This window comes from Streptomyces polyasparticus, from assembly GCF_014493765.1.
In the GTDB taxonomy this organism is placed as follows: domain Bacteria; phylum Actinomycetota; class Actinomycetes; order Streptomycetales; family Streptomycetaceae; genus Streptomyces; species Streptomyces polyasparticus.
The window spans coordinates 327,638-346,740 of sequence record NZ_JACTVJ010000005.1 but is presented as its reverse complement, the minus strand read 5'-3'; the positions used below and the strand labels follow the sequence as shown (position 1 = coordinate 346,740).

The following is a 19,103-nucleotide window of genomic DNA, read 5'->3' as shown; positions in this document are numbered from 1 at the left end:
CGGCCCCGCACGGTCCTCGCGATGAGCCCGGAGACCAAGGACGCGGTGTTCGGACGGGACGCGCTCAGCCGGCTCGAGGAGATCGCCGAGGTCGATCCGTCCCTCGTCGTCACGGATTTCAGCCGGGGCGACAAGGACCTGCGGCAGCATCTGTACGAAGCCGAGGTCCTGCTCACCGGCTGGGGCTGCCCGCCCGTCGACGACGCGGCACTGCACCGGATGCCGCACCTCAAAGCGGTCGTGCACGCGGCCGGCACCGTCAAGCACCACATCACCGAGGCCTGCTGGCAGCGCGGCATCGAGGTCACCACGGCCGCCGCCGCCAACGCGCTGCCGGTCGCCGAGTACACCCTCGCCGCCATCCTCTTCGCCAACAAGCGCGTCCTGGACGGCGCCCACGCCTACCGCACCACGCGCCGCCGCGTCTCGCTGCTCTCCCTCTTCCCCGACGTCGGCAACTACCGCCGCACGGTCGGCCTCGTGGGGGCGTCCCGGATCGGCCGCCGGGTCGCCGAGCTCCTGAAACCGTTCGACCTGCAGGTCCTGATGTACGACCCGTATCTCGGCGAGGACGAGGCACGCACCCTCGGCGTGGAGCTCAGCGAGCTCGACGCGCTCGCGATCCGCAGCGACATCGTGTCCCTGCACGCACCCGAAATCCCCGCCACCCGGGGCCTGTTCGACGCGGCGCGGCTCGCCCTGATGCCCGACGGCGCGACCCTGATCAACACCGCGCGCGGTTCGCTCGTCGACACCGAGGCGCTCACCAAGGAGGCCAGGTCGGGACGGCTGCACGCCGTGCTCGACCACACGGAGCCCGAGGTGCTGCCCGCCGAATCGCCGCTGTACGAGCTGCCGAACGTGCTGCTCACCCCGCATCTCGCCGGCTCCATCGGCGGCGAACTGCACCGGCTCGCGGATGCCGCGATCGACGAGATCCAGCTCTACGCGGCAGGGCTGCCGTTCCGGCACCGCGTCGACCCGGCCACGCTCGCCCACTCGGCCTGAGCGGAGCACGCTCCCCTTTCTCCCGTACCGAAGGGACCCCGCATGTCCGCACCCCGCCGCCGCGTCCTGGTCGTCGGCATCGACGGCGTCACGCTCGACACCCTGGCCGCGGTGCCCACCCCGCATCTCGACTCGGTGTCCGAGGCCGGCTTCCTCGCGCCGGTGGCCATCGACCCGGGCACGCCCAGCATGTCGGGCCCCTGCTGGGCCACCGTCGTGACGGGCGTACGGATCGACAAGCACGCCGTGTGGGGCAATGACTTCTCCGGCAACCGGCTGCACATCTTCCCCGACTTCGCCAGCCGCCTGACCGCGGAGCACGGTGCGCTCAGCTATGTCGCGGCCGGCTGGCAGCCGCTGCTCACCGTCGCGCACGGCGGTCCGCTGTTCCGCACCCCGGGGCGTATGACGTACGTGGCCGCGGCAGCCGACACCGCCGAGGCCTGGGACGCCACCGACGAGACCATCACCTGCGAAGCCGTACGGGTGCTCACCGAGGACGACCCCGAGGCGTCCTTCGTCTACCTCGGCGCCGTCGACGAGACCGGGCATCTGCTCGGTTGCGCGCAGGCGTACGAGGAGGCGGTCGTGCGGGCCGACGCACGCCTCGGCCGGCTCCTGTCGGCGCTGCGCGCCCGCCCCACGTACACCGAGGAGGAGTGGACGGTCATCGTCGTCACCGATCACGGGCACCGGCCCGAGGGCGGCCACGGCGGCCGTTCCGAGCGGGAGACCACGGCGTGGATCGCCGGCTGCGGACCCGGGATCGCGGCCGGCCCGCCGGAGCGGGAGCTGCGGCACGAGGATGTCGCGGCGCAGGTGTTCGCCTCGCTGGGCCGCCGCATCGACTCGCATGCCACGGTGGACGGGCGGGCCTGGTCGAAGAGTTGACCCCTTGCGGGGGTGGGTGCTGATTCCGGCCCTCAGGGGCGGGGGCGCAGGGCCGGAATCAGCGGTATCAGGGGCGGGTCAGCTGCTGGTGGCCCAGGCGTGGGTACCGGTCAGCAGCTCATCGCCCAAGTGTGGGAATCCCCACGGTCGTTGGCGACCGCGTTGTAGCCCACCTCGTCGCCCGGGCGGAGACAGATCGTCATGTCTCCGGGATCGAGCGGGCCGCTGTTGGCGTTCTGATAGACCTGGACATGGTCCTTGACGCCCGGGCCCGACAGGCCGTGGTTCGCCCAGGACGAGTCCTGGTCCGCGATATTGCCCTCCCACCAGTCGTCGTCGCCGGACCAGTTGGCGCGCTGACCGCCGAAATCGGCGGCCGTCCACGCGCAGAAGTCGCCGCTCGGACAGTCCGCGGCCGAGGCGGTCGGCGCGGTGCCGAGCGCGCTGCCCGCGGCGAGCAGCACGGCGGTGACCAGAGTGACGGTGTGCTGGACGGCGGAGCGCTTCATGGACAGCTGCTTCATCGTGAACTCTTCTCTCTGAGTGCGGAGTTGAGGACGGCCCGGGCGTTCTGCACGGCCAGGGAACGCAGCGCCTCATAGGCGTCGCGATCGCTTCGAGGGGCCTTGGACTTGAGGTTGTCGACGGTCGTCGAGACCTTGAACCACCGCGGCTGGTCGCCGTAAAGACGCTGCTGCGCGGCGGCCAGACAGCCGTCGGTGTGCCGCCGCACGACATAGCCATTGGGCAGCTCGACGCGCAGTTCGGTGCGGCCCGCGCCGAACAGCGCCCGTACGACGCGGCGCCGTTCGGCCGCGGGCGGCGCGCTTGCGTCGGGCCGGGGCGGCGTCAGGCCCTTGCGGAGCAGGCACCGGTCGGTCAGGACGAGTTGAGCGGCCCGTACGGTGTCGTCGGGGCTCAGCGGGGTGGCTTGGGGAGGGGCGCCGCAGCCGGTGAGCAGGCCGACGGCGGCGAGGAGAACCACGGCGGCGGTGCGGAGTGCGGTCATCCCGGTGTCCCGTCAGCCCGCCTGACAGTTGCCGCGCTCGTGCGAGACGCCGTCGATCTTGTTGCCGAAGTCGTTGTTCGCCGTCCAGTTCATGTTGTAGTCGCGCCCGCGGATCTCGCGGGCCACACAGCCGCCCCAGCGGGGATGGTCGATGGCGAAGACGCTGTCGTCGCTTCTCGACTCGAAGGAGCCGGCGTGGTCGTGGATACGGTCGGGCACATCGGTGTAGCCGGTGCCGGAGTAGCACCAGCCGCCGCCCGGGCCCATCATGTTCGGCTCGGGCCAGAAGCAGACCTCGCCTCTGATGAGGGCGGGCTGCTGGCCGGCCTGGGCCGGAGTGTGCACGGCCGGGCCGAGCGCGAGCGCGGCGAGTGCGGTGGTGACCGCGACGGTACGGAGTCGCACGGGTTCCCCCTGGACAACTGGTCGAAGCTGGGCAGAGCGTCAACTCCCCAGCTCACACCATGTCCAAGCGCCGTCTCACCCGCGCCGGTGAACAGTCACACCGCAGCCGTCCCGGCCGGCACTCTACTCCCGTACGCGCGCGAAAAGGCGGTCCGGCGTACGCCGCGGCGCACGGCCGGACCGCGGTGGTTCACCGTACGGGGCGGGGCACCCGCTCCACCGTTCCCGCGAGCCGGGCGCGTTCGGCCGCGAGCACCGTGAGATGGCTGGCGAGCGAGTCGCGCGGTCCGGAGCGGATGAGCGACTGATCCCCGCTCGCCACCGCAGCGACGAACGCGTCCATCAGGCCCGCGTCCCCGCCGCCGTGACCGCCGGCGGCGCTCATGTCACCCGCCGCCGCGGTGTCGATCACTTCCTCGCGGCCGGAGGCGAACTCCCTGACGGTCAGGGTCCGCCCGTCGCCGATCAGCTCGCCGTGCGTGCCGAAGATCCGCGTGCTGCGGTGACCGCCCTGAGCGAAGGCGGTCATGGTGAACACCGCCGTGACCCCGCCCTCGTACTCGAGCGAGACGACCTGGTGATCGACCACGTCGTTGTCGCACGCGTACACGCAGCGCCCGTACGGGCCCTCGGTGAGGGCGAGTCGCAGCGCATCGGGCGTGAAGTCGTCGACCACCACACCCAGTGGCCAGGTGTGCTCGCCGCGCTCCAGCATCCCGCCGTAGAGCCGCACCGCGGAGTACGGGCAGGCGGGCTCGACCGCGCAGCCGACACAGCGGTCGGCAGCGTCCGGCGGACGGTTCTCCGCGGTGAAGTGGGTGAGCGAGCCGAAGCTCGACACCCGTAGCGGCGGCTGCCCGATGACGTACTGCAGCCAGTCGAGGTCATGGCAGGACTTCGCCATCAGCATCGACGTGGACTCGTCCGTGCGCCGCCAGTTGCCGCGCACGAACGAATGCGCCTGATGCCAGAAACCCACCGGCTCCAGATGCTGCACGCTCATCACCGCGCCGAGCCGGCCGGAGCCGACGATCTCCTTGAGTCGGCGTGTGTACGGCGTGTAGCGCAGCACATGGCCGATGGCCAGCATCACCCCGGCCCGCTCCACGGCCTCGACGATTCCGCGGCAGGACTCCTCGTCGAGGGCCATCGGCTTCTCCAGCATGATGTGGTAGCCGAGCGCGGCAAAGGCCTCGGCCGGCTCCACATGCATCCGGTCGGTCGTGCAGATCAGCACCGCGTCGGCCGACCTCGGGCGGCTCGCGAGCTCCCGCCAGTCGGCCACGGCGTCACCGTCCGCGATGCCGTGCGCTGCCGCGAACCGCTCGCGGCGCACGGTGCGCGGCTCGGCCACGCCCACGACCCTCGCCCGCTCCGGGTGCTCAAGTGCCCAGCGGGCGTGGCCCGTTCCCCGGTCTCGGCCCTGTTCTCCCGAAGCTGCCGCGAAGTGACAAGTAACTCAGCGTGCCGTTAGGGCCTGGCTTCTGTACGAGGTTCAGGAACCTCGCTGCCGGTGAGGGCGGCGAAGTCGGCGCGGGCTTGTTCGACGGCTTCCGGGTACGCCGCCCGTTTCTCGTGCTCGGCGAGTGCCCGGTAGATGCTGGCGACGGAGGGGTTCTGTCCCTTGCGCTTGCCGGTGGGGATGAGCAGGTCGGGCTGGATCTGCTCGACGGACTCGCCGGGCTCCCGGCGCCGCAGCACGGTGTGCAGCATGTCGTCGGTGATGACCGGCGGTCGGCCGCCGTGCTTGCCCTTGCGGGCCGCGGTGTCGAGCCCCTCCAGCGTCGACTCCCGGATGTTCTCCCGCTCGGTCTCCGCCATCGCCGCGAAGAACGCGAAGAGGAGCTTCCCGGGCCCGGCGGGTTCGTAGATGCCGGGCAGGGGCCCGGCGAGCATCTCCAGGACCAGGCCGTGGGCGGTGAGGTGGTCGGCGAGCGCGGTGAGCTCGGCGGCGTCGCGGCCGAGCCGCTTCATCTCGTACACGGTGAAGATGACCCGGCGGTGCGGGGCGTGCGCCTTGACCTCCCGCGCCGCCCGCAGCGCCTTCTCGAACTTCGGGCGGACTCTGACCCGGGTGCTGATCTTCTCGCTGAAGATCGTGTCCCTGGGGATGCCGTGCCCCGCGAGCGCGTCGAGCTGGGAGTCGAGTTCCTGCCCGAGGGTCGAGCAGCGTGCGTAGCCGATGCGGAGGTCCGCGCTCGGCAGGTCCGGGTCGATCGGCGCCGGCGGCGGGGTGCCAGGGCGCCACGGCCTGCCCGGGCCGCGGTCGGCACCCGCAGCGCCTCCTTCAGCCGGGGCGCCATGGTGAAGCGGCGGGTGTGGTAGGCGGAGGCGACCGCGCCGCCGCGCGAGCGGCACGGCGAGCCGGGCTGGGCGTCACACTTCGGACGTTCTGCGAACGAATCCGGTATCTGCGGGGGTCCGGCGGCTCGTGATTGATCTTGCTCGCGCAAAGGACCGTTTGTACGAGCACCGGAGAACTCCTCTGTGTACCTCGCTCGTGGCACTTCCGGTATCGCGGCTGTGCACACGTGTTCGCCGGGGGTGTGCACGTCGATGACGGTCAGCGCGTGCGGGCGGGCGTTGTGGGCGGTGGTGGGGCGACGGGGATTTTCCTTTGCTCGAATTGGGGTTACCCCCTTCGGTACGATACCCAAGGGGGTATCTCGAAGGAGTGTGGGCTGTGGAACTGGCGATGGCGGCTGAGGAACTGAAGACGGTGGTCAACCGGCTGCGCCGGGCGCAGGGCCAGATCGCCGGTGTGATCAAGATGATCGAGGAGGGGCGGGACTGCGAGGACGTCGTCACCCAGCTCGCCGCGGCGTCCAGAGCTCTGGACAAGGCCGGTTTCGCGATCATCGCCACCGGGCTGCAGCACTGCCTGACCGATGCGGACATGGCTGCTTCCGGTGACCGGGAGCAGATGCGTACTCGGCTGGAGAAGCTGTTTCTTTCTCTGGCCTGAGCTGTGGTGCCGCGGTGTCGGATCAACCGGCCCGGTTAGGAGCGGTTGGCCACATGGCCTGGCATGCGAAAGGGGAGGGATCCGGAGCCGGGTCCCTCCCCCTTTGTGGTGCGGTTCAGCGGTTACGCAGTGCGGCGAGCGTGTTGTCGAGGTCGGCGGCGCGGGGGCGGTTGTGGGGGAGCTTGGCGAGCATGGCGGCCATGCCGCAGGTGTTGGTCAGGGCGGAGAAGACCAGACCGCCCGCGATGCCGGCGGAGAGGAGCTGGAAGGCGGGGTGGACGACGAGTCCGAGCAGCAGGCCGAGCAGCACGATCGCTCCTGCGGTGAGCCTTACCTGCCGCTCCATGCCCCAGGTGGCGCGGGAGGCGCCGTGGGGGCGGTGGAGCTCTTGGCCGTCGGCCGCCCAGGCGCCGGTGCCTCCCGACAGGGTGGCGGCGGTGATGCCGTTCTCCGCGAGGATCTTGCAGGCGTTCTCGGAGCGGGCGCCCGAGGCGCAGACGACCAGGACGTCGCCGCGGTCGGTGGCGTGACGGATGTCGGGCAGCGCGCGCTGGACCTGGTCGAGAGGGATGTTGAGCGCGCCGGGGAGATGGCCGCCGGCGTATTCGCCCGGGGTACGCACGTCGATGACGGTCAGTTCGTGCAGGCGGGTGCGCGCCTCGTCGGTGGCGAGGGTTGTGGGTGTGGTCATGGCGGATGTCATCCTTGCGTGTCGCAGTGTGCTGGGGCTTGGTCCGACGGCAGCCGGACTGAAAACGGTCCTGAGATGCGCGGCCGGCCGGGGAAGCGCGCCTGGTCCCTGGTCTGAGCCGGTGGCGGCCCTCGTTTTCAGACGATCACGTCAACGAGCATGAAGGCCGCCACTGCCAGCAGGACACCGGCGAAGATCTTCTGAAGGGTGGTGCCGGGGATCTTCGTCGCGAGGCGTTTGCCGTCCCAGGCGCCTAGGATCGCGGCTCCGGTGAAGGGGCCGATGATCTCCCAGTGGAGCCCGCCACCGGTGCCGGTGCGAGCGGCGAGCGCGGCGAGTGAGTTCGCCGTGATGACGAGCAGGCTGGTGCCCACCGCCCGCCGCATGGCCAGTCCCAGGACGCTCACCAGGGCGGGCACGGCGAGGAATCCCCCACCGACTCCCAGAAAGCCCGTCACGGCGCCGAGTCCGGCACCCGCACCGGCCGCCTTGCCGGGACGGATCCGGTCCGGTGGCTCGGACGCGGACGGACGCAGCATACGCAGGGCCGCCAGCGCGGCGATGACCGCGAACGCCGCCGTCAGCACCGCTTCGGGCAGGCGCCCGGCGACAGCGCCGGCGAGGAAGGCGGGGACGATGCCCGCCGCGGCGAACAGCGCCCCTGTCTTCCATGCCACGTTCCCGTCGCGGGTGTGGGCGTACAGGGCGGTGGCGGAGGTGGCGGTGACGATGATCAGGCCGGCGGTGGTGGCGGCGGCCGGAGTGAAGCCGAGCAGGTAGATCAGTGCCGGTACGGCAAGGACGCTGCCACCGCCGCCGAGGGCTCCGAGGGCGAGACCGATGACGGCCCCGGCGATGAGGGCGAGAACGAGTACGGTCACGCTATCTGGCCGCTGTTTCCGCGTTCGTCGACGACCGGGTGCCCGGCGGCGGCCCACGCGTTCATGCCGCCCTCAACATCCACCGCCTGGGCTCCGCGCTCGGCGAGGAGCGTCGCGGCCTGCTGGGAGCGGTGACCGCTGCGGCAGATCACCACAAGCGGACGGCCCTGCGTCTCGGCGGGCAGGGTGGCGCCGGCGACCAGTTTCGTCAGCGGTAGGTGGACGGCGCCGGGGGCGTGGCCCGCGGTCCATTCGGGCTTCTCACGGACATCCAGCAGGACCGCGTCGGGCTGATCACCACTGGTACGGCTGCGTGCCTCGTCGACCGTGACACGGGGCCCGTTTCGGCGAAAGAGGAACATCACACGCTTCCTTCCTTGCGAGGGGGGGGGACGGCCGACATTCAGCCGGAGGCCAGGGACAGCCCGGCATCCGCCGCCGCGTCGAAGCCGTCATCGACGGCGACCACGGCGCGGCCGGCGGCATCCAGCAGGGAGGCGGCGATCGCCGCGCGCATCCCGCCGGCGCAGTGCACCCACACCGTCCCGTCCGGCACCTCGCCGATGCGGCCGTGCAGCTCGTGGATGGGTATGTGGACCGAGCCGTCGATGTAGCCGCCCGCGCGCTCCGAGTCCCGGCGCACGTCCAGGACGACCACCTCGTCGCCGCGCTCACGGACATCGGCGAGGTCGGCGAAGCGGGCACGCGGGAAGGAGGCGAGCTGCTCGCCCTCGCGGATCCAGCTGGCCGGGTCGCCGGTGGCGGCGGCGGCCGGGCGGTCGATGCCCACCCGCGCCAGTTCCCGCTGCGCCTCGGCGATCAGCTCCGGGGTGTCGGCGAGCAGGGTGACGGGCTTGCCCCACGGGATCAGCCAGGCCAGGTAGGTGGCGAGCTTGCCCTCGCCCTCGAAGTTGAACGATCCGGCCACGTGCCCCCCGGCGAAGGCCATGCGGCTGCGCAGGTCCACCACCCACTCACCCGCGGCCAGCCGCGAGGCGATCTCGCCTGCGTCCGCACGCCTCGGCGGGGTGAGGTCGACCGGTGCGGGGCCCGCGGCGTTGGCCGGGCCCATGTGCGCGTAGTAGGCGGGCACGTCCTCCAGTCCGGCAAGCATCCGCTGAACGAAGGTGTCCACGTCCAAAGTCAGCGCGTCGTTGGTCTTGCGCTCCTTGCCGATCGTGGTCGCGTCCCCCTCGGCCTGGGAGGAGGAACAGAAGCTGCCGAACCCGTGGGTGGGCAGCACCGGCACCTCGTCGTCCAGCTCGTCGGCCAGGCGGTGGGCGGAGGCGTGCTGGGCGCGGGCCAGCTGCTCGGTCAGCCTTGGTTCGACCAGGTCCGGCCGGCCCACGGAGCCGATCAGGAGCGAGCCGCCGGTGAACGCCGCCACACCCCGCCCGTCCTCTTCCAGCACGTAGGAGGTGTGGTGCGGGGTGTGCCCCGGGGTGGCGATCGCGCGCAGCACCAGGCCCTCGTCCACCGTCACCGTGTCGCCGTCGGCGACGGGGGTGCGGGCGAAGGCCACGTGCGCCCCGGCCGGCACCAGGTACTGGGCGCCGGTGACGCGGGCCAGCTCCAGGCCGCCGGTGACGTAGTCGTTGTGCACATGGGTCTCGGCCACGAAAGCGATGCGCACCCCGCGGCGGGCCGCCGCGGCGATGACCTGGTCGATGTCACGCGGCGGGTCGATGACCACCGCGGCACTGGGTCCGCCAGCCAGGTAGCTGCGGTTGCCCAGGCCCTCGAACTCCAGGGTGTCGACGAAGAACACGACTCACGACTCCTTTCGGATGCTGTACCCCGGGGGGTATCTGACGCTCACCCTAACAGCTATACCCAGGGGGGTATTCCGTGGACGGAAGGCACCCCGCCCAAAGCATTGCCTGACGCCCTTCGGGTACCCGGTGGGGTATGGAGGAATCAGCCGTTCCGCACTATCCGGGAGTGTCCGTGCCCTACGACCGCACCATCCGCCTCGACGCCGGCTTCGACACCGCCGTCACCGCCGTACGCAAAGCCCTGGCCGATCAGGGCTTCGGCATCCTCACCGAGATCGACGTCAAGGCCACCCTCAAGGCCAAACTCGGCCACGACATGGAGGACTACCTGATCCTCGGCGCCTGCAACCCGCCACTCGCCCACCAGGCCCTGGAAGCCGACCGCAGCATCGGCCTGCTCCTGCCCTGCAACGTCGTCGTCCACCGCGACGGCGACACCACGCTCGTCCAGGCCCTCGACCCGGGCGCCATGGTCACCCTCACCGGCCTCGACACCCTCAAGCCCGTCGCCGACGAAGCCACCACCCGACTAGACGCCGCACTCAGCGCCCTGGCCGTCACCTGACCCCTCCCCGGTTCAGCACCCGGCCGACCCCGGCACACGGTGCCGCAGTCTCATCTCCCGGCCGGTGCCGCCTGGCCCTGCGGACTGCGTGGACCAGGCACGGCCGTGGCGGACAGGTCCAGCTGCAGGCGGCTGTTCATGTCCAGCTCGAACCGGCCGTAGGGGTTCACGTGCGTCCAGAACAGCGGTGACAAGCCCCGCCGGTCCGCGTCCGCGAGCCGCTTCTGCCACTTCTCCTCGCTCGGGATGTCCTGGAGCAGCAGGGTGTTGACGTGCACCAGTGCGGCCTGGAACAGGTTCAGGGCGAGCATGGAGACCTCCTGGGACTCCTTGTCGGAGCCGGTCAGGTCACCGTCCTTGCCGTAGAACAGGTCGTGGTTGGCGGAGTTCCAGTTCTCCACGTCCTGGAGAGCGTCGTTGATCTCGCGGCGCAGGCCTGCGTCCGCGAGGTAGTCGCAGATGAACGCCGTTCGGACCGCCCGGCCCAGTTCCTCGACCGCCCGGTACGTCGGGTGCTTCGGGCCGCCGCGGGTGAAGCGGCGTAGGACCTGCTCGGCCTCGGCGGTGCCCAGGCGCAGGGCGGTGGTGCACTTCACGATCTGGTCGTACTGCTGGCGGATCAGGTCCCAGTCGATCGTCTTGGTCGACAGCACCGGCGCCAGGTGCGGCCACTTCTCGTCCTCCCCGGCCGACGGCCGGTACAGCCGCGCCGAGCCGACGTTCTTCAGCCGGGGCAGCAGGTTGAAGCCGAGCATGTGGGCGAAGGCGAACCCGACGATGGAGGGCCCGCGGTACCGCTGGTGCCACTCGGTCATGAAGTTCGAGGACCAGGAGCCGAACTTCTTGGAGTCGCTCGCGCAGGCTGTGCCCTCGCCCCACCACGCCGCATCTCGGGCGGCGAAGGTGGCGTTGACCAGCCGCACCAGCGCCGCGCGCAGATTGACCCGGTTGACGAACAGGTGCCGCACCCGCCGCAGCACGGCCTCGCTCTCGCCGTGCTTGCCGGTGAACGCGAGCGCAGCACCGTACGCACCCGGGCCCGGTAACGGGCCTCGTTCGCCGCAGCCTCCGCCGCCAGGGCCTTCAGCGTCGACTCCCCGGCCACCGGATAGATCACCTTGCGGACCGTGCCGCACGGCTCGGCGACCGCCGCCTCCGCCAGCCGCAGCAAGATGCCCTCATTGCCGCGGACCCGCTTCCTCTCCTTGTCGAACTCGCCCTCGACCTTCTTCTCCGCCCGCGTGTTGATCTTCTGCACGCTGGATGAACAGCTCCACCAGCGAGTCAGTGATCTCCGTCTCCCGCATATGGCACAGCGTGGCCAGCAGCGTGTACCGCACCGGGCCGGCTGCCGCCCGAAGGTCCGAGGGATAGTCCTTCGACGCCCGTGCCCGCCAGACAGCCACCAGCCGACACAGCCCGAACAGCTCCGGCGGCAGCTCCAGCGCGCGGACCCGCTGAACCCAGTTCACCTCCGCCAGAAGGCTGTCCAGCCCCAGCGCGCCTGGGTCGGCCTTCAACTCGGTGAAGAACGTGCCCCCGCCGCCCGCGCTGTCCTCGCTCGCATCGGCATCCTCGGCAATCAGGTTATCCAGCCGGGACCGGGTCGCCGCCGACAGCCGGCCCACCGTGGTCGCGCAGAACCGTTCCTCGAAGGCGCTGAGGGCCGATCCCACCAGGTGGGCGATACGCCCCGGCGTCGGCGGCTCCAGCCTGCCTTTGCGGCAGCGGGCCACCACCGCCTCCGCCAGCGGGTCACGGGACAGCCCCACCCCGCACAGCTCCACCGCCAGCTACTCGGCGAGCTGGGCCTGGTCCTCCTCCGTGCACTCGCGGAAGCCGAACGCGCCTCGGATCTCCACCCGGTGCCGCTTGGTCGCCCGCCCCGCCCAGTCGTACGCGGCCCACTACTCGACGGGCACCTTCACCTGCTGGGCGACGTACGCCACCGCCGGCGCCGGGATCCCCTCGGTGTTCTCCGGGAACCGGGCCTCCACCTCGAAGAACTTCAGTAACAGCGCGAACCCAAACCGGTTCGCCCCCGACTTGTTCCGCAACCCGCTCCTGGTCCTCCTCCAGCAGTGTCCAGACCTCGATCAGGTCCTCCGGTTCCCACTCCTGCCGCACCTCGGGCTCCTTCCGGTCGTCATGACCGGACCAACGTCGCCGAGCACGACCCCGATGAACCCAGAAGATCGAAAACGCTGACAAGCACACCCCAGATCCGCTACAGAGAGCTACTTGTCACTTCGCGGCAGCTTCGGGAGAACAGGGCCGTCTCCGGCGCCGATGACGAGGAGACTGACGGGGCGTGCGGCGAGCGGCTCGGTGCTGTTCATGTCCTAGTCCACATCTCCGTAGGTCGTACCGACCTTCAGGCCGTCGATCCAGTTGATGACGCGCTTGTCCTGCACCTCGGACCCGTACGTACCGAAGCGGGTGTCGTTGCCGAGGTCGTCCCAGGTACGGCCCGAGAAGGAGGCCACCTTGGTGCCGTTGTAGTACGCCTCGACCCAGCCGGACGAGGCGTCGGTCGAGGTGTGGATGCCGAGCACGATGCGCTTGTACGTGCTCACCGCGACCGGCGTGGACCACTTGAGCGTCCACTTCTCGCCGACCTCGATGTGGAACAGCTTGAGCACGCCGCCCTCGACCTTCATCAGGACCGGGTAGTTCTGCTGCTGCTGATCGCCGGTGCCGTACGACTTCCACTGGAAGATCGTGGCGGCGTCGTCGGTGTTGGTCGAGGTGTCCCAGCCGATGTAGTAGGTCGAGTTGTTCTTGAACGTGTAGCGCGAGCCGCCCACCGTGATGCCGTGCGCCTCGCAACGCTCCAGGCCCAGCGGCTTGTTGAACTTGAAGACCGTGCCGCGGCCGTCGTTGTTGTCCTGGGCGACGACGCTGCCGGGGGAGTCGCAGAGGATGGAGGAGAAGACTCCGGTGCCGCGTGAGGCGTCGCCGTCCCAGATGACGGAGGCGTTGGCGGGGGAGGAGGCGAGGAGGATCAAGGCCGATGCGGCGGCCGGAACTGCGGTGCCGAGACGTGTGCGCATACGTAGGCTCCTTCGTCGGAGGGGGCGACGAGCGGGCGCCATCTAACCGGTAGATGATTGAACGCTCAATACAGCAAACGGAATTGAGCGTTTCGATCGAAAGAGCGAGGAGTGTTTGCGTGCCGTCAGAGGACATATCCGGGACCCGCAAGAAGCCGCACGAGGGCGGAGGCGGGGGGAGCGGAGACTCACCGGGCCTGTGGCGGAACCCCTCGTACCGTGTCTTCCTCGGTGTGCAGACCCTGTCCGCGCTCGGCGACTCCTTCTCGTACGTGGCCCTGCCGCTCCTCGTCCTGCACACCACGGGCTCGGTCCTGCAGATGGGCCTGGTCACCGCGCTCACGGGTGTCGCCTCGATCGTGACGGGGCTGTTCGCGGGCGTGATCGCCGACCGTTTCGACCGCAGACGGCTCCTGATGCTCGCCGACGGAGCGCGCTGTCTGCTCTATCTGTCGATTCCGCTGGCCTGGCTGAGCGGGGAACCGGTCTGGCTGATCTACGCGATCGTCCCGGTCGCAGGCTGCTTCTCCATGCTGTTCCAGGTCACCTACGTGACCGTGGTGCCCTCCCTGGTCGGGCGCGATCAGATCACCAAGGCCAACGGGCATCTCTTCGCCACCTACGCGGCCGCCGGTGTCGCGGGCCCCGCGCTGGCCGGTTTCGTCGCCGCCTCCGCAGGGCCGGACGCGGCGATCGGCATCGACGCGGCCACGTTCGCGGTCTCGGCGCTCGGCCTGCTCTTCGTACGCTTCGACGGCAGGCCCAGGCCCGAGGGAGAGGGCGAGGACGCCCGGCGGGGCGGTGTGCGCGAGGAGTTCCTGGCCGGGGCCAAGTTCCTGTGGGCCCACCCCGTCCTGCGTCCCCTGACGCTGCTGCTCTCGCTCTACACCTTCCTCACGTACGGCCTGACGGATCTCGTGATCTACCTGCTCAAGAACGACCTGGACCGTCCGGACACCACGGTCGGCTATGTCCTGACGGCCGGCACCGTCGGCTCGTTCATCGCCGCGGCCGTCGTGGCCCGGGTCCGCAAGCGGCTCTCGTTCGGTGTGGTCTGGATCGGCGGAGTCACCGTTGCGGGTCTGGCCATCGCGGGCATCGGCCTCGCGCACAGCGTGCCGGTGGTCGGCGCGCTGATGCTGCTCACGATGATGTCCGGCGGTGTCGCGGGGATCAGCTCGATGTCCCTGCGCCAGGAAGTGACGCCGAGCCATCTGCTCGGCCGCGTCACCTCGTCGTTCTGGACCATCCACACCGCACTCGGCCCGCTGGGCGCCGGCGCCGTCACCGCGGCGGCCGCCGGCCTCGGGGTGACGGGCACCTGTCTCCTGATCGGGCTCGCGATCGTGGCCGTCGCATCGGCGGGCACCCGGACCGGACTGCTACGCCGGCGGGACGAGCAGGCCGCTTGAGGGCTCCTCGGCGGGGCGGTCGTCCGGGCTTTCCGCGCCGGGACGACCGCCCGGGCTCCAGGCGTCGAGCAGCGCCAACTCATCGGCCCCCAGGTGTAGTTGCGCCGCCTCGGCGGAGTCGCGGATCGAGGACGGCCGGCTCGACCCGGGGAGCGGAATCACCGTGGGCGAGCGGGAAAGCAGCCAGGCCAGCGCCACCCGGTGCGGGCTCACGCCGTGCGCGGCCGCGACGTGGTGGAAGGCCGTACCGGACGACGTCGTGCCCGACGGGCCGTCCAGCGAGCTGCGGGCGATCCCGCCCAGCGGGCTCCAGGGCAGGAAGGCGAGCCCGAGCTCGGCGCTGAGGCGCAGCTCCGCCTCGCTGTCGCGGACGGCGGGGGAGTACTGGTTCTGCACGGACACGAGACCGTCGCCCAGGAGGGCGTGCGCGGTGCGGATCTGCCCGGTGGTGACATTGGAGATCCCGGCCGCGCGGATCGTGCCCGCGTCGAGCAACTCGCGCAGCGCGCCCACGGATTCGGCCCACGGGACCGCGGGGTCCGGCTTGTGCAGCTGGTAGAGGCCGATGGCCTCGACACCCAGGCGGCGCGCCGAGTCCTGGGCGGCGCGCTTGAGGTGGCCGGGCGCACCGTTCACGGTCCAGCTGCCGTCGCCGGGCCGCCCGCGCCCGCCCTTGGTCGCGACGAGCACGGCGGAGGTGTCGCCGCCGTACGAGGCGAGGGCGCGGGCGACCAGGAGCTCGTTGTGCCCGCGTTCGTCCGCGTGCCAGTGGTAGCTGTCGGCCGTGTCGATGAGCGTCACACCGGCGTCGAGCGCGGCGTGCACCGTCGCCACGGCCCGCGTCTCGTCCGGCCGGCCCTCGATGGACAGCGGCATGGCGCCGAGCCCGATGGCCCCGACGGCGGTGCTCCCTATACGGCGGTACGGCATGGTGGCTGTACGGCGGTACTGCATGGTGGTTGTCCTTCCGGCGGTGCGAGTGGTCGGGTCGGCGGTCACGTCACCGGCCGCGCGCGGTGAGTGCTTCGCCGACCGCTTCCGGCAGCCAGTCGCTCGTACGGGAGAAGACGAAGCCCTCCTTCTCGGCGCGGGCGTTGCTCATCGCGTAGTGCCGGTCGAAGGAGAAGGGCGAGGCGGGCTGTCCGGCGGCGACGGTCTCGTACACCGGGGTCCGGCCGGCACGGGACGCGATCACCTCGACCAGGCCGTACACGTCGAGCGGATCGCCCGAGCAGGCGTTGAGCGGACCCGTGAACGCGGTCCCGGTGGCCGCCCAGTCCAGCAGCGCGGCCAGCTCCGCGTAGTGGACGAAGACCGTGGGCAGCGGCTCGGCGTGCACGGCGACCGGCTGCCCGCCGAGCACCCGGTCCACGTAGTGCGCCAGCCGGCCGGTGAACTCCAGGGCGCCGCCGCCGAGTACGTGCGCGCTGCGCACCACGGCGAACGCGAAGCCGCCGTCCTGGGTGAACACGGCCTCCGCCTGCCGCTTGCCCTCGGCGTAGTGCGACTCCAGATAGGCGGCGTCGTGCCAGGGCAGGTCGGACGCCACCCGCCACGACGCCGGGTCGACGGCCGACTCCGGCACGGGGACGTCCCGGCTCGGCTCCGGCAGGCCGGCGGTGGCCGGGTCGTACACCTCGATCGTGGAGGTCATCACATAGCGCCGCGCGCGGCCGCGGAAGGCGCGGGCCGCGATCGCCGCCTGCACGGGCGTGTAGCAGACCTGGTCGATCACCACGTCGAAGGTGCGCTCGCCGAGCGCCGCCACGAGCGCGGCCTCGTCGTCCCGGTCGGCCACGAGATGCTCCACCCCGGCGGGCGGCCTGCCCGAACCCCGGTTGATCACCGTCACCTCGTGTCCGGCCGCCTGGAGGCGCTCGACCAGGAGCCTGCCGAAGTACCGGCTGCCGCCGATCACGCAGATCCTCCGCGTCTCTGCCTTGCGTGTCCGTGCCGTCTGCATCTCGGCCTTCTGCATTTCTGTCTTTTGCATGGCTTCATCCTGGGGATCTACAGTCACCAGCAGAAGTGGTCACTTGCTGAATCTGTATTAAGGAAAACTGTTGATCGATGTGCAGCGGCTCCGTGTCCTGCGGGCAGTGGCGGAGCAGGGCAGCTTCAACCGGGCGGCGGCCGAGCTGCGCCTGACCCCCTCGGCCGTCTCGCAGCACATCGCCGCGCTCGAACGCAGCCTCGGTGCCGAGGTCGTGGCCCGCAGCACCCGCGGGGTCACCCTCACCGAGGCCGGCCGGATCATGGTCGAGGCCGCCGAGTCCGTGACCGCGGAACTCGCCCACGCCCGGCGGCAGATCGACCGTCTGGAGACCGGCCGGCCCCAGCTCACGATCGCCACCTTCAGCAGTGGCGGGCGCCTGCTGCTCCCCGGCGCGCTGGCCCGGCTCGCCGCGCGGCACCCCGGCACGGTGGTGCACGTACGGGAGGCCGAGCCCGAGGACAGCCTGCCGCTGGTTCGCCAGGGCGCCGTCGACCTGGCCCTGGCCTACTCGTTCGACGGTCCGCCGCCCGGCTGGTCGGGCCCGCGCGACCGCCTCGCCTGGAGCCCGCTGATGGAGGATCCGCTGCGGGTGGTGCTCGAACGACGCCACCCGCTGGCCCGCCGCGCGGAGCTCGATCTGGCCGAGCTCGCCGGGGAGCCCTGGGTGCTCGGCTGTCTCAAGACGGCTGATTTTCTGCGCCGGCATGCGGAACAGGCCGGCTTCGAGGCGGATGTGCGCAGCACCACCACCGACTACTTCTTCGCCCGCTCCCTGGTCGCCGCGGGCCTCGGCATCTCCTTGATTCCTTCGATCGCGCTGCTGCCGAAGGTCCCGGGCGTGCGGACCGTGCCGCTCCGGGCGCCCGCACCCGCCCGGCACCTCGGCGTCGCCACCCTCCGGGGCCGCCGTCACGCGCAGGCCGAGACTCTGATCGAGGCCCTGCGGGAGCAGGCGGCGGAAGAGGCGGGCAAGCCTGTTCCGGCCGGGAGTTGAGGCGTCTTTCGGTGAACCGGACAGGCCTGTTCCGGACGGGAACCGAGTCACCATACGGGACGCGTGGACGCACGAGTCGTCGTCTGGGTTGTACGTAAAGGTGCGTATTGACGTGTGACCTATGGTGGGTTTGCATCGAATTGAGCCCTCGGCGCAGGGCCGGGGGAACATCGAGGGCTTCGGGGGAAGCATGCCCAACGCACAGCGCGCGGTCGCCATGACCGCGCTGACCATCGCACTCGGCGCGACGGCCGCGCTCACCGCACCGCTCGCCGCCGCCGAAGAGCCGCAGCCGCCGTCGTACGAGCGGATCAGCACCGCCAGGAGCGGGGCGCAGGCGAATGGCGCGAGCGGGGACGCGTCCGTCAGCAGGGACGGGCGGACCGTCCTGTTCCATTCGACGGCCGGCAACATCGAGACCGGCAGGCCCACGGCCGGCCTGCCCTGGTTCGTGAAGAACCTCGCCGGCGGCACCGTGCGCCGGCTCGTGATTCCCGGTGTGCCCGCCGACGCGAGCATCACCGCCACGCTCAGCGGGGACGGGCGGCACGTTCTGTTCGAGGGCCAAGTCGACGGAGAATCGGGGCACTTCGTCCACCGCCTCGGCGCCACCGGGCGCCCCGAGCGCGTGGACGTTGGGATTCCCGAGGGCTATCAGGGCGCGACCGTATCGGACTTCGTGATCAGCGCCGACGGCCGCCATGTCGCCTTCACCGCCGCCTATCCGCCCGCCCCCACCGAGGACGAGGGCGGCCGGATCTACGTACGTGACCTGCGTGAGAACGTCACCGAGCGGGTCAGTCACGACCGCCCCGACTGGCAGCCGCGCGCCGCGCTGAACCCGACCATCAGCGACGACGGCCGCTTCGTGGCGTACCAGTACAACTACACCAACGGCCCGCGCGGCGACGACTGGGCGCAGGTCTATGTACGCGACCGCGGGACCGGCACCCTGACCAGGGCCGACGTCAGCCACGACGGCACCCCGATGAAGCGCGAGTCGACGAACCCGGTCATCAGCGGCAACGGCCGCCATGTGGCCTTCGAGTCCGCCGACGACCACATCGTGCCCGGCGACGACGACAAGAGCTGGAATGTCTTCGTGCGCGATCTGCGCACCGGCACCTCGGTGCGCGTGCACAGCGACCACGGCGGCGATGCGGACTTCTACACCCGCAGTCCGGCGGCGATCAGCCCCGACGGACGCCTTGTCGCCTACCGCACTTGGCGTGACGGCGGGATCCGTGTGCGCCCGGTGGACGGTTCCGGCCCGTCGCGTCTGCTGATCCCGGTGAGCGCGGACGGCCACGAGTACGGGGGCATCGCCCGCGCCGCGTTCACCCGGGACGGCAGGGTCGTCTTCGCCTCGGGCGCCACGGACCTGGTCCCCGGGGACACCAACGCGGTGGACGACGTCTTCCGGCTGCGGCTGCGCTGAGCAGCTGGGGCCCGGGCGAG

General features: G+C 71.0%; 22 protein-coding genes and 1 pseudogene. 7 read left to right on the top strand and 16 right to left on the bottom strand.

Annotated elements, in window-relative coordinates:
* Positions 1-21 precede the first annotated feature (21 nt).
* Complete coding sequence (locus tag H9Y04_RS09985) at positions 22-1,008, top strand: hydroxyacid dehydrogenase (protein WP_187813757.1); 987 nt, start codon at positions 22-24, stop codon at positions 1,006-1,008.
* Between the two features lie 42 nt (positions 1,009-1,050).
* Entirely contained in the window at positions 1,051-1,899 is an 849-nt protein-coding gene (locus H9Y04_RS09980) for an alkaline phosphatase family protein (protein WP_187813371.1), read from the top strand.
* 110 nt (positions 1,900-2,009) lie between these two features.
* Here H9Y04_RS09980 and H9Y04_RS09975 read toward each other — a convergent pair whose 3' ends face one another.
* The 6 genes and pseudogenes from H9Y04_RS09975 to H9Y04_RS09955 all read right to left on the bottom strand — a co-directional run bounded on the left by H9Y04_RS09975 (position 2,010) and on the right by H9Y04_RS09955 (position 5,671).
* Complete coding sequence (locus H9Y04_RS09975; protein ID WP_236070703.1) at positions 2,010-2,423, bottom strand: peptidase inhibitor family I36 protein; 414 nt, start codon at positions 2,421-2,423, stop codon at positions 2,010-2,012.
* Positions 2,420-2,908: a hypothetical protein gene (locus H9Y04_RS09970; protein WP_187813370.1), complete on the bottom strand. Its 489-nt coding sequence runs from the start codon at positions 2,906-2,908 to the stop codon at positions 2,420-2,422. Before H9Y04_RS09970 ends, H9Y04_RS09975 begins: the two co-directional genes overlap by 4 nt.
* Before the next feature lie 12 nt (positions 2,909-2,920).
* A complete protein-coding gene (locus H9Y04_RS09965) occupies positions 2,921-3,313 on the bottom strand; it encodes a hypothetical protein (protein WP_187813369.1) in 393 nt (130 codons plus the stop codon).
* A 190-nt stretch (positions 3,314-3,503) separates the two neighbouring features.
* Positions 3,504-4,403 carry a Gfo/Idh/MocA family protein gene (locus H9Y04_RS09960; RefSeq protein ID WP_268980466.1) on the bottom strand — a complete coding sequence of 300 codons (900 nt, stop codon included), beginning with the start codon at positions 4,401-4,403 and terminating at the stop codon, positions 3,504-3,506.
* Positions 4,398-4,709, bottom strand: a pseudogene (locus H9Y04_RS46630) (Gfo/Idh/MocA family protein); the annotation flags it as partial. The pseudogene H9Y04_RS46630 and the gene H9Y04_RS09960, both read right to left, overlap by 6 nt.
* A 74-nt stretch (positions 4,710-4,783) precedes the next feature.
* On the bottom strand, positions 4,784-5,671 hold the full coding sequence (locus H9Y04_RS09955) for a recombinase family protein (protein WP_308800930.1): 888 nt from the start codon (positions 5,669-5,671) through the stop codon (positions 4,784-4,786).
* Positions 5,672-5,996: 325 nt separating this feature from the next.
* Here H9Y04_RS09955 and H9Y04_RS09950 point away from each other — a divergent pair, with 325 nt between their 5' ends.
* Positions 5,997-6,278 carry a metal-sensitive transcriptional regulator gene (locus tag H9Y04_RS09950; RefSeq protein WP_010358257.1) on the top strand — a complete coding sequence of 94 codons (282 nt, stop codon included), beginning with the start codon at positions 5,997-5,999 and terminating at the stop codon, positions 6,276-6,278.
* Positions 6,279-6,393: 115 nt separating this feature from the next.
* On the opposite strand, the gene H9Y04_RS09945 is transcribed toward H9Y04_RS09950, so the two are convergent.
* From H9Y04_RS09945 to H9Y04_RS09930, 4 genes are all read right to left on the bottom strand, one after another.
* Positions 6,394-6,969 (bottom strand): rhodanese-like domain-containing protein, encoded by a 576-nt coding sequence (locus H9Y04_RS09945; protein ID WP_187813368.1) that lies wholly within the window; start codon positions 6,967-6,969, stop codon positions 6,394-6,396.
* 137 nt (positions 6,970-7,106) lie between these two features.
* Positions 7,107-7,850 carry a sulfite exporter TauE/SafE family protein gene (locus tag H9Y04_RS09940; RefSeq protein WP_187813367.1) on the bottom strand — a complete coding sequence of 248 codons (744 nt, stop codon included), beginning with the start codon at positions 7,848-7,850 and terminating at the stop codon, positions 7,107-7,109.
* Positions 7,847-8,212, bottom strand: a complete 366-nt coding sequence (locus H9Y04_RS09935; protein ID WP_187813366.1) for a rhodanese-like domain-containing protein — start codon at positions 8,210-8,212, stop codon at positions 7,847-7,849. The genes H9Y04_RS09940 and H9Y04_RS09935 overlap by 4 nt, the downstream gene beginning before the upstream one ends.
* A gap of 41 nt (positions 8,213-8,253) precedes the next feature.
* Positions 8,254-9,618, bottom strand: a complete 1,365-nt coding sequence (locus H9Y04_RS09930; protein ID WP_187813365.1) for an MBL fold metallo-hydrolase — start codon at positions 9,616-9,618, stop codon at positions 8,254-8,256.
* A gap of 179 nt (positions 9,619-9,797) precedes the next feature.
* Between H9Y04_RS09930 and H9Y04_RS09925 the strand changes: the two genes are divergently transcribed.
* Entirely contained in the window at positions 9,798-10,190 is a 393-nt protein-coding gene (locus H9Y04_RS09925; protein WP_187813755.1) for a DUF302 domain-containing protein, read from the top strand.
* 50 nt (positions 10,191-10,240) lie between these two features.
* Here H9Y04_RS09925 and H9Y04_RS46115 read toward each other — a convergent pair whose 3' ends face one another.
* The 4 genes from H9Y04_RS46115 to H9Y04_RS09915 all read right to left on the bottom strand — a co-directional run bounded on the left by H9Y04_RS46115 (position 10,241) and on the right by H9Y04_RS09915 (position 13,243).
* Positions 10,241-11,326 (bottom strand): Tn3 family transposase, encoded by a 1,086-nt coding sequence (locus H9Y04_RS46115; protein ID WP_438818092.1) that lies wholly within the window; start codon positions 11,324-11,326, stop codon positions 10,241-10,243.
* 42 nt (positions 11,327-11,368) lie between these two features.
* The gene (locus H9Y04_RS46110) at positions 11,369-11,962 is read right to left on the bottom strand and encodes a hypothetical protein (RefSeq protein WP_214661069.1); all 594 of its coding nucleotides are present in this window, start codon (positions 11,960-11,962) and stop codon (positions 11,369-11,371) included.
* Positions 11,963-12,097: 135 nt separating this feature from the next.
* A complete protein-coding gene (locus H9Y04_RS46105; RefSeq protein ID WP_214661068.1) occupies positions 12,098-12,247 on the bottom strand; it encodes a DUF4158 domain-containing protein in 150 nt (49 codons plus the stop codon).
* Positions 12,248-12,532: 285 nt separating this feature from the next.
* Entirely contained in the window at positions 12,533-13,243 is a 711-nt protein-coding gene (locus H9Y04_RS09915) for a polysaccharide lyase family protein (RefSeq protein WP_187813364.1), read from the bottom strand.
* 119 nt (positions 13,244-13,362) lie between these two features.
* Here H9Y04_RS09915 and H9Y04_RS09910 point away from each other — a divergent pair, with 119 nt between their 5' ends.
* Positions 13,363-14,655 carry an MFS transporter gene (locus tag H9Y04_RS09910; protein WP_308800929.1) on the top strand — a complete coding sequence of 431 codons (1,293 nt, stop codon included), beginning with the start codon at positions 13,363-13,365 and terminating at the stop codon, positions 14,653-14,655.
* On the opposite strand, the gene H9Y04_RS09905 is transcribed toward H9Y04_RS09910, so the two are convergent.
* Positions 14,626-15,585: an aldo/keto reductase gene (locus H9Y04_RS09905; RefSeq protein WP_187813754.1), complete on the bottom strand. Its 960-nt coding sequence runs from the start codon at positions 15,583-15,585 to the stop codon at positions 14,626-14,628. The genes H9Y04_RS09910 and H9Y04_RS09905 overlap by 30 nt on opposite strands.
* 70 nt (positions 15,586-15,655) lie before the next feature.
* Positions 15,656-16,618, bottom strand: a complete 963-nt coding sequence (locus tag H9Y04_RS09900; protein WP_187813753.1) for an NAD-dependent epimerase/dehydratase family protein — start codon at positions 16,616-16,618, stop codon at positions 15,656-15,658.
* Between the two features lie 100 nt (positions 16,619-16,718).
* Here H9Y04_RS09900 and H9Y04_RS09895 point away from each other — a divergent pair, with 100 nt between their 5' ends.
* A complete protein-coding gene (locus H9Y04_RS09895; protein WP_187813362.1) occupies positions 16,719-17,645 on the top strand; it encodes a LysR family transcriptional regulator in 927 nt (308 codons plus the stop codon).
* A 190-nt stretch (positions 17,646-17,835) separates the two neighbouring features.
* Positions 17,836-19,083, top strand: coding sequence for a TolB family protein (locus H9Y04_RS09890; RefSeq protein ID WP_187813361.1), 1,248 nt, complete (start codon positions 17,836-17,838; stop codon positions 19,081-19,083).
* The last annotated feature ends 20 nt before the right edge of the window (positions 19,084-19,103 follow it).

Excerpts from the sequence above, each read along its gene's own strand:
- H9Y04_RS09985 (WP_187813757.1), top strand. The coding sequence starts at position 22 with ATGAGCCCGGAGACCAAGGACGCGGTGTTCGGACGGGACGCGCTCAGC.
- H9Y04_RS09980 (WP_187813371.1), top strand. The coding sequence starts at position 1,051 with ATGTCCGCACCCCGCCGCCGCGTCCTGGTCGTCGGCATCGACGGCGTC.
- H9Y04_RS09975 (WP_236070703.1), bottom strand. The coding sequence starts at position 2,423 with ATGAAGCAGCTGTCCATGAAGCGCTCCGCCGTCCAGCACACCGTCACT.
- H9Y04_RS09970 (WP_187813370.1), bottom strand. The coding sequence starts at position 2,908 with ATGACCGCACTCCGCACCGCCGCCGTGGTTCTCCTCGCCGCCGTCGGC.
- H9Y04_RS09960 (WP_268980466.1), bottom strand. The coding sequence starts at position 4,403 with ATGCTGGCCATCGGCCATGTGCTGCGCTACACGCCGTACACACGCCGA.
- H9Y04_RS09945 (WP_187813368.1), bottom strand. The coding sequence starts at position 6,969 with ATGACCACACCCACAACCCTCGCCACCGACGAGGCGCGCACCCGCCTG.
- H9Y04_RS09935 (WP_187813366.1), bottom strand. The coding sequence starts at position 8,212 with ATGTTCCTCTTTCGCCGAAACGGGCCCCGTGTCACGGTCGACGAGGCA.
- H9Y04_RS09915 (WP_187813364.1), bottom strand. The coding sequence starts at position 13,243 with ATGCGCACACGTCTCGGCACCGCAGTTCCGGCCGCCGCATCGGCCTTG.
- H9Y04_RS09905 (WP_187813754.1), bottom strand. The coding sequence starts at position 15,585 with ATGCCGTACCGCCGTATAGGGAGCACCGCCGTCGGGGCCATCGGGCTC.
- H9Y04_RS09900 (WP_187813753.1), bottom strand. The coding sequence starts at position 16,618 with ATGCAGACGGCACGGACACGCAAGGCAGAGACGCGGAGGATCTGCGTG.
- H9Y04_RS09890 (WP_187813361.1), top strand. The coding sequence starts at position 17,836 with ATGCCCAACGCACAGCGCGCGGTCGCCATGACCGCGCTGACCATCGCA.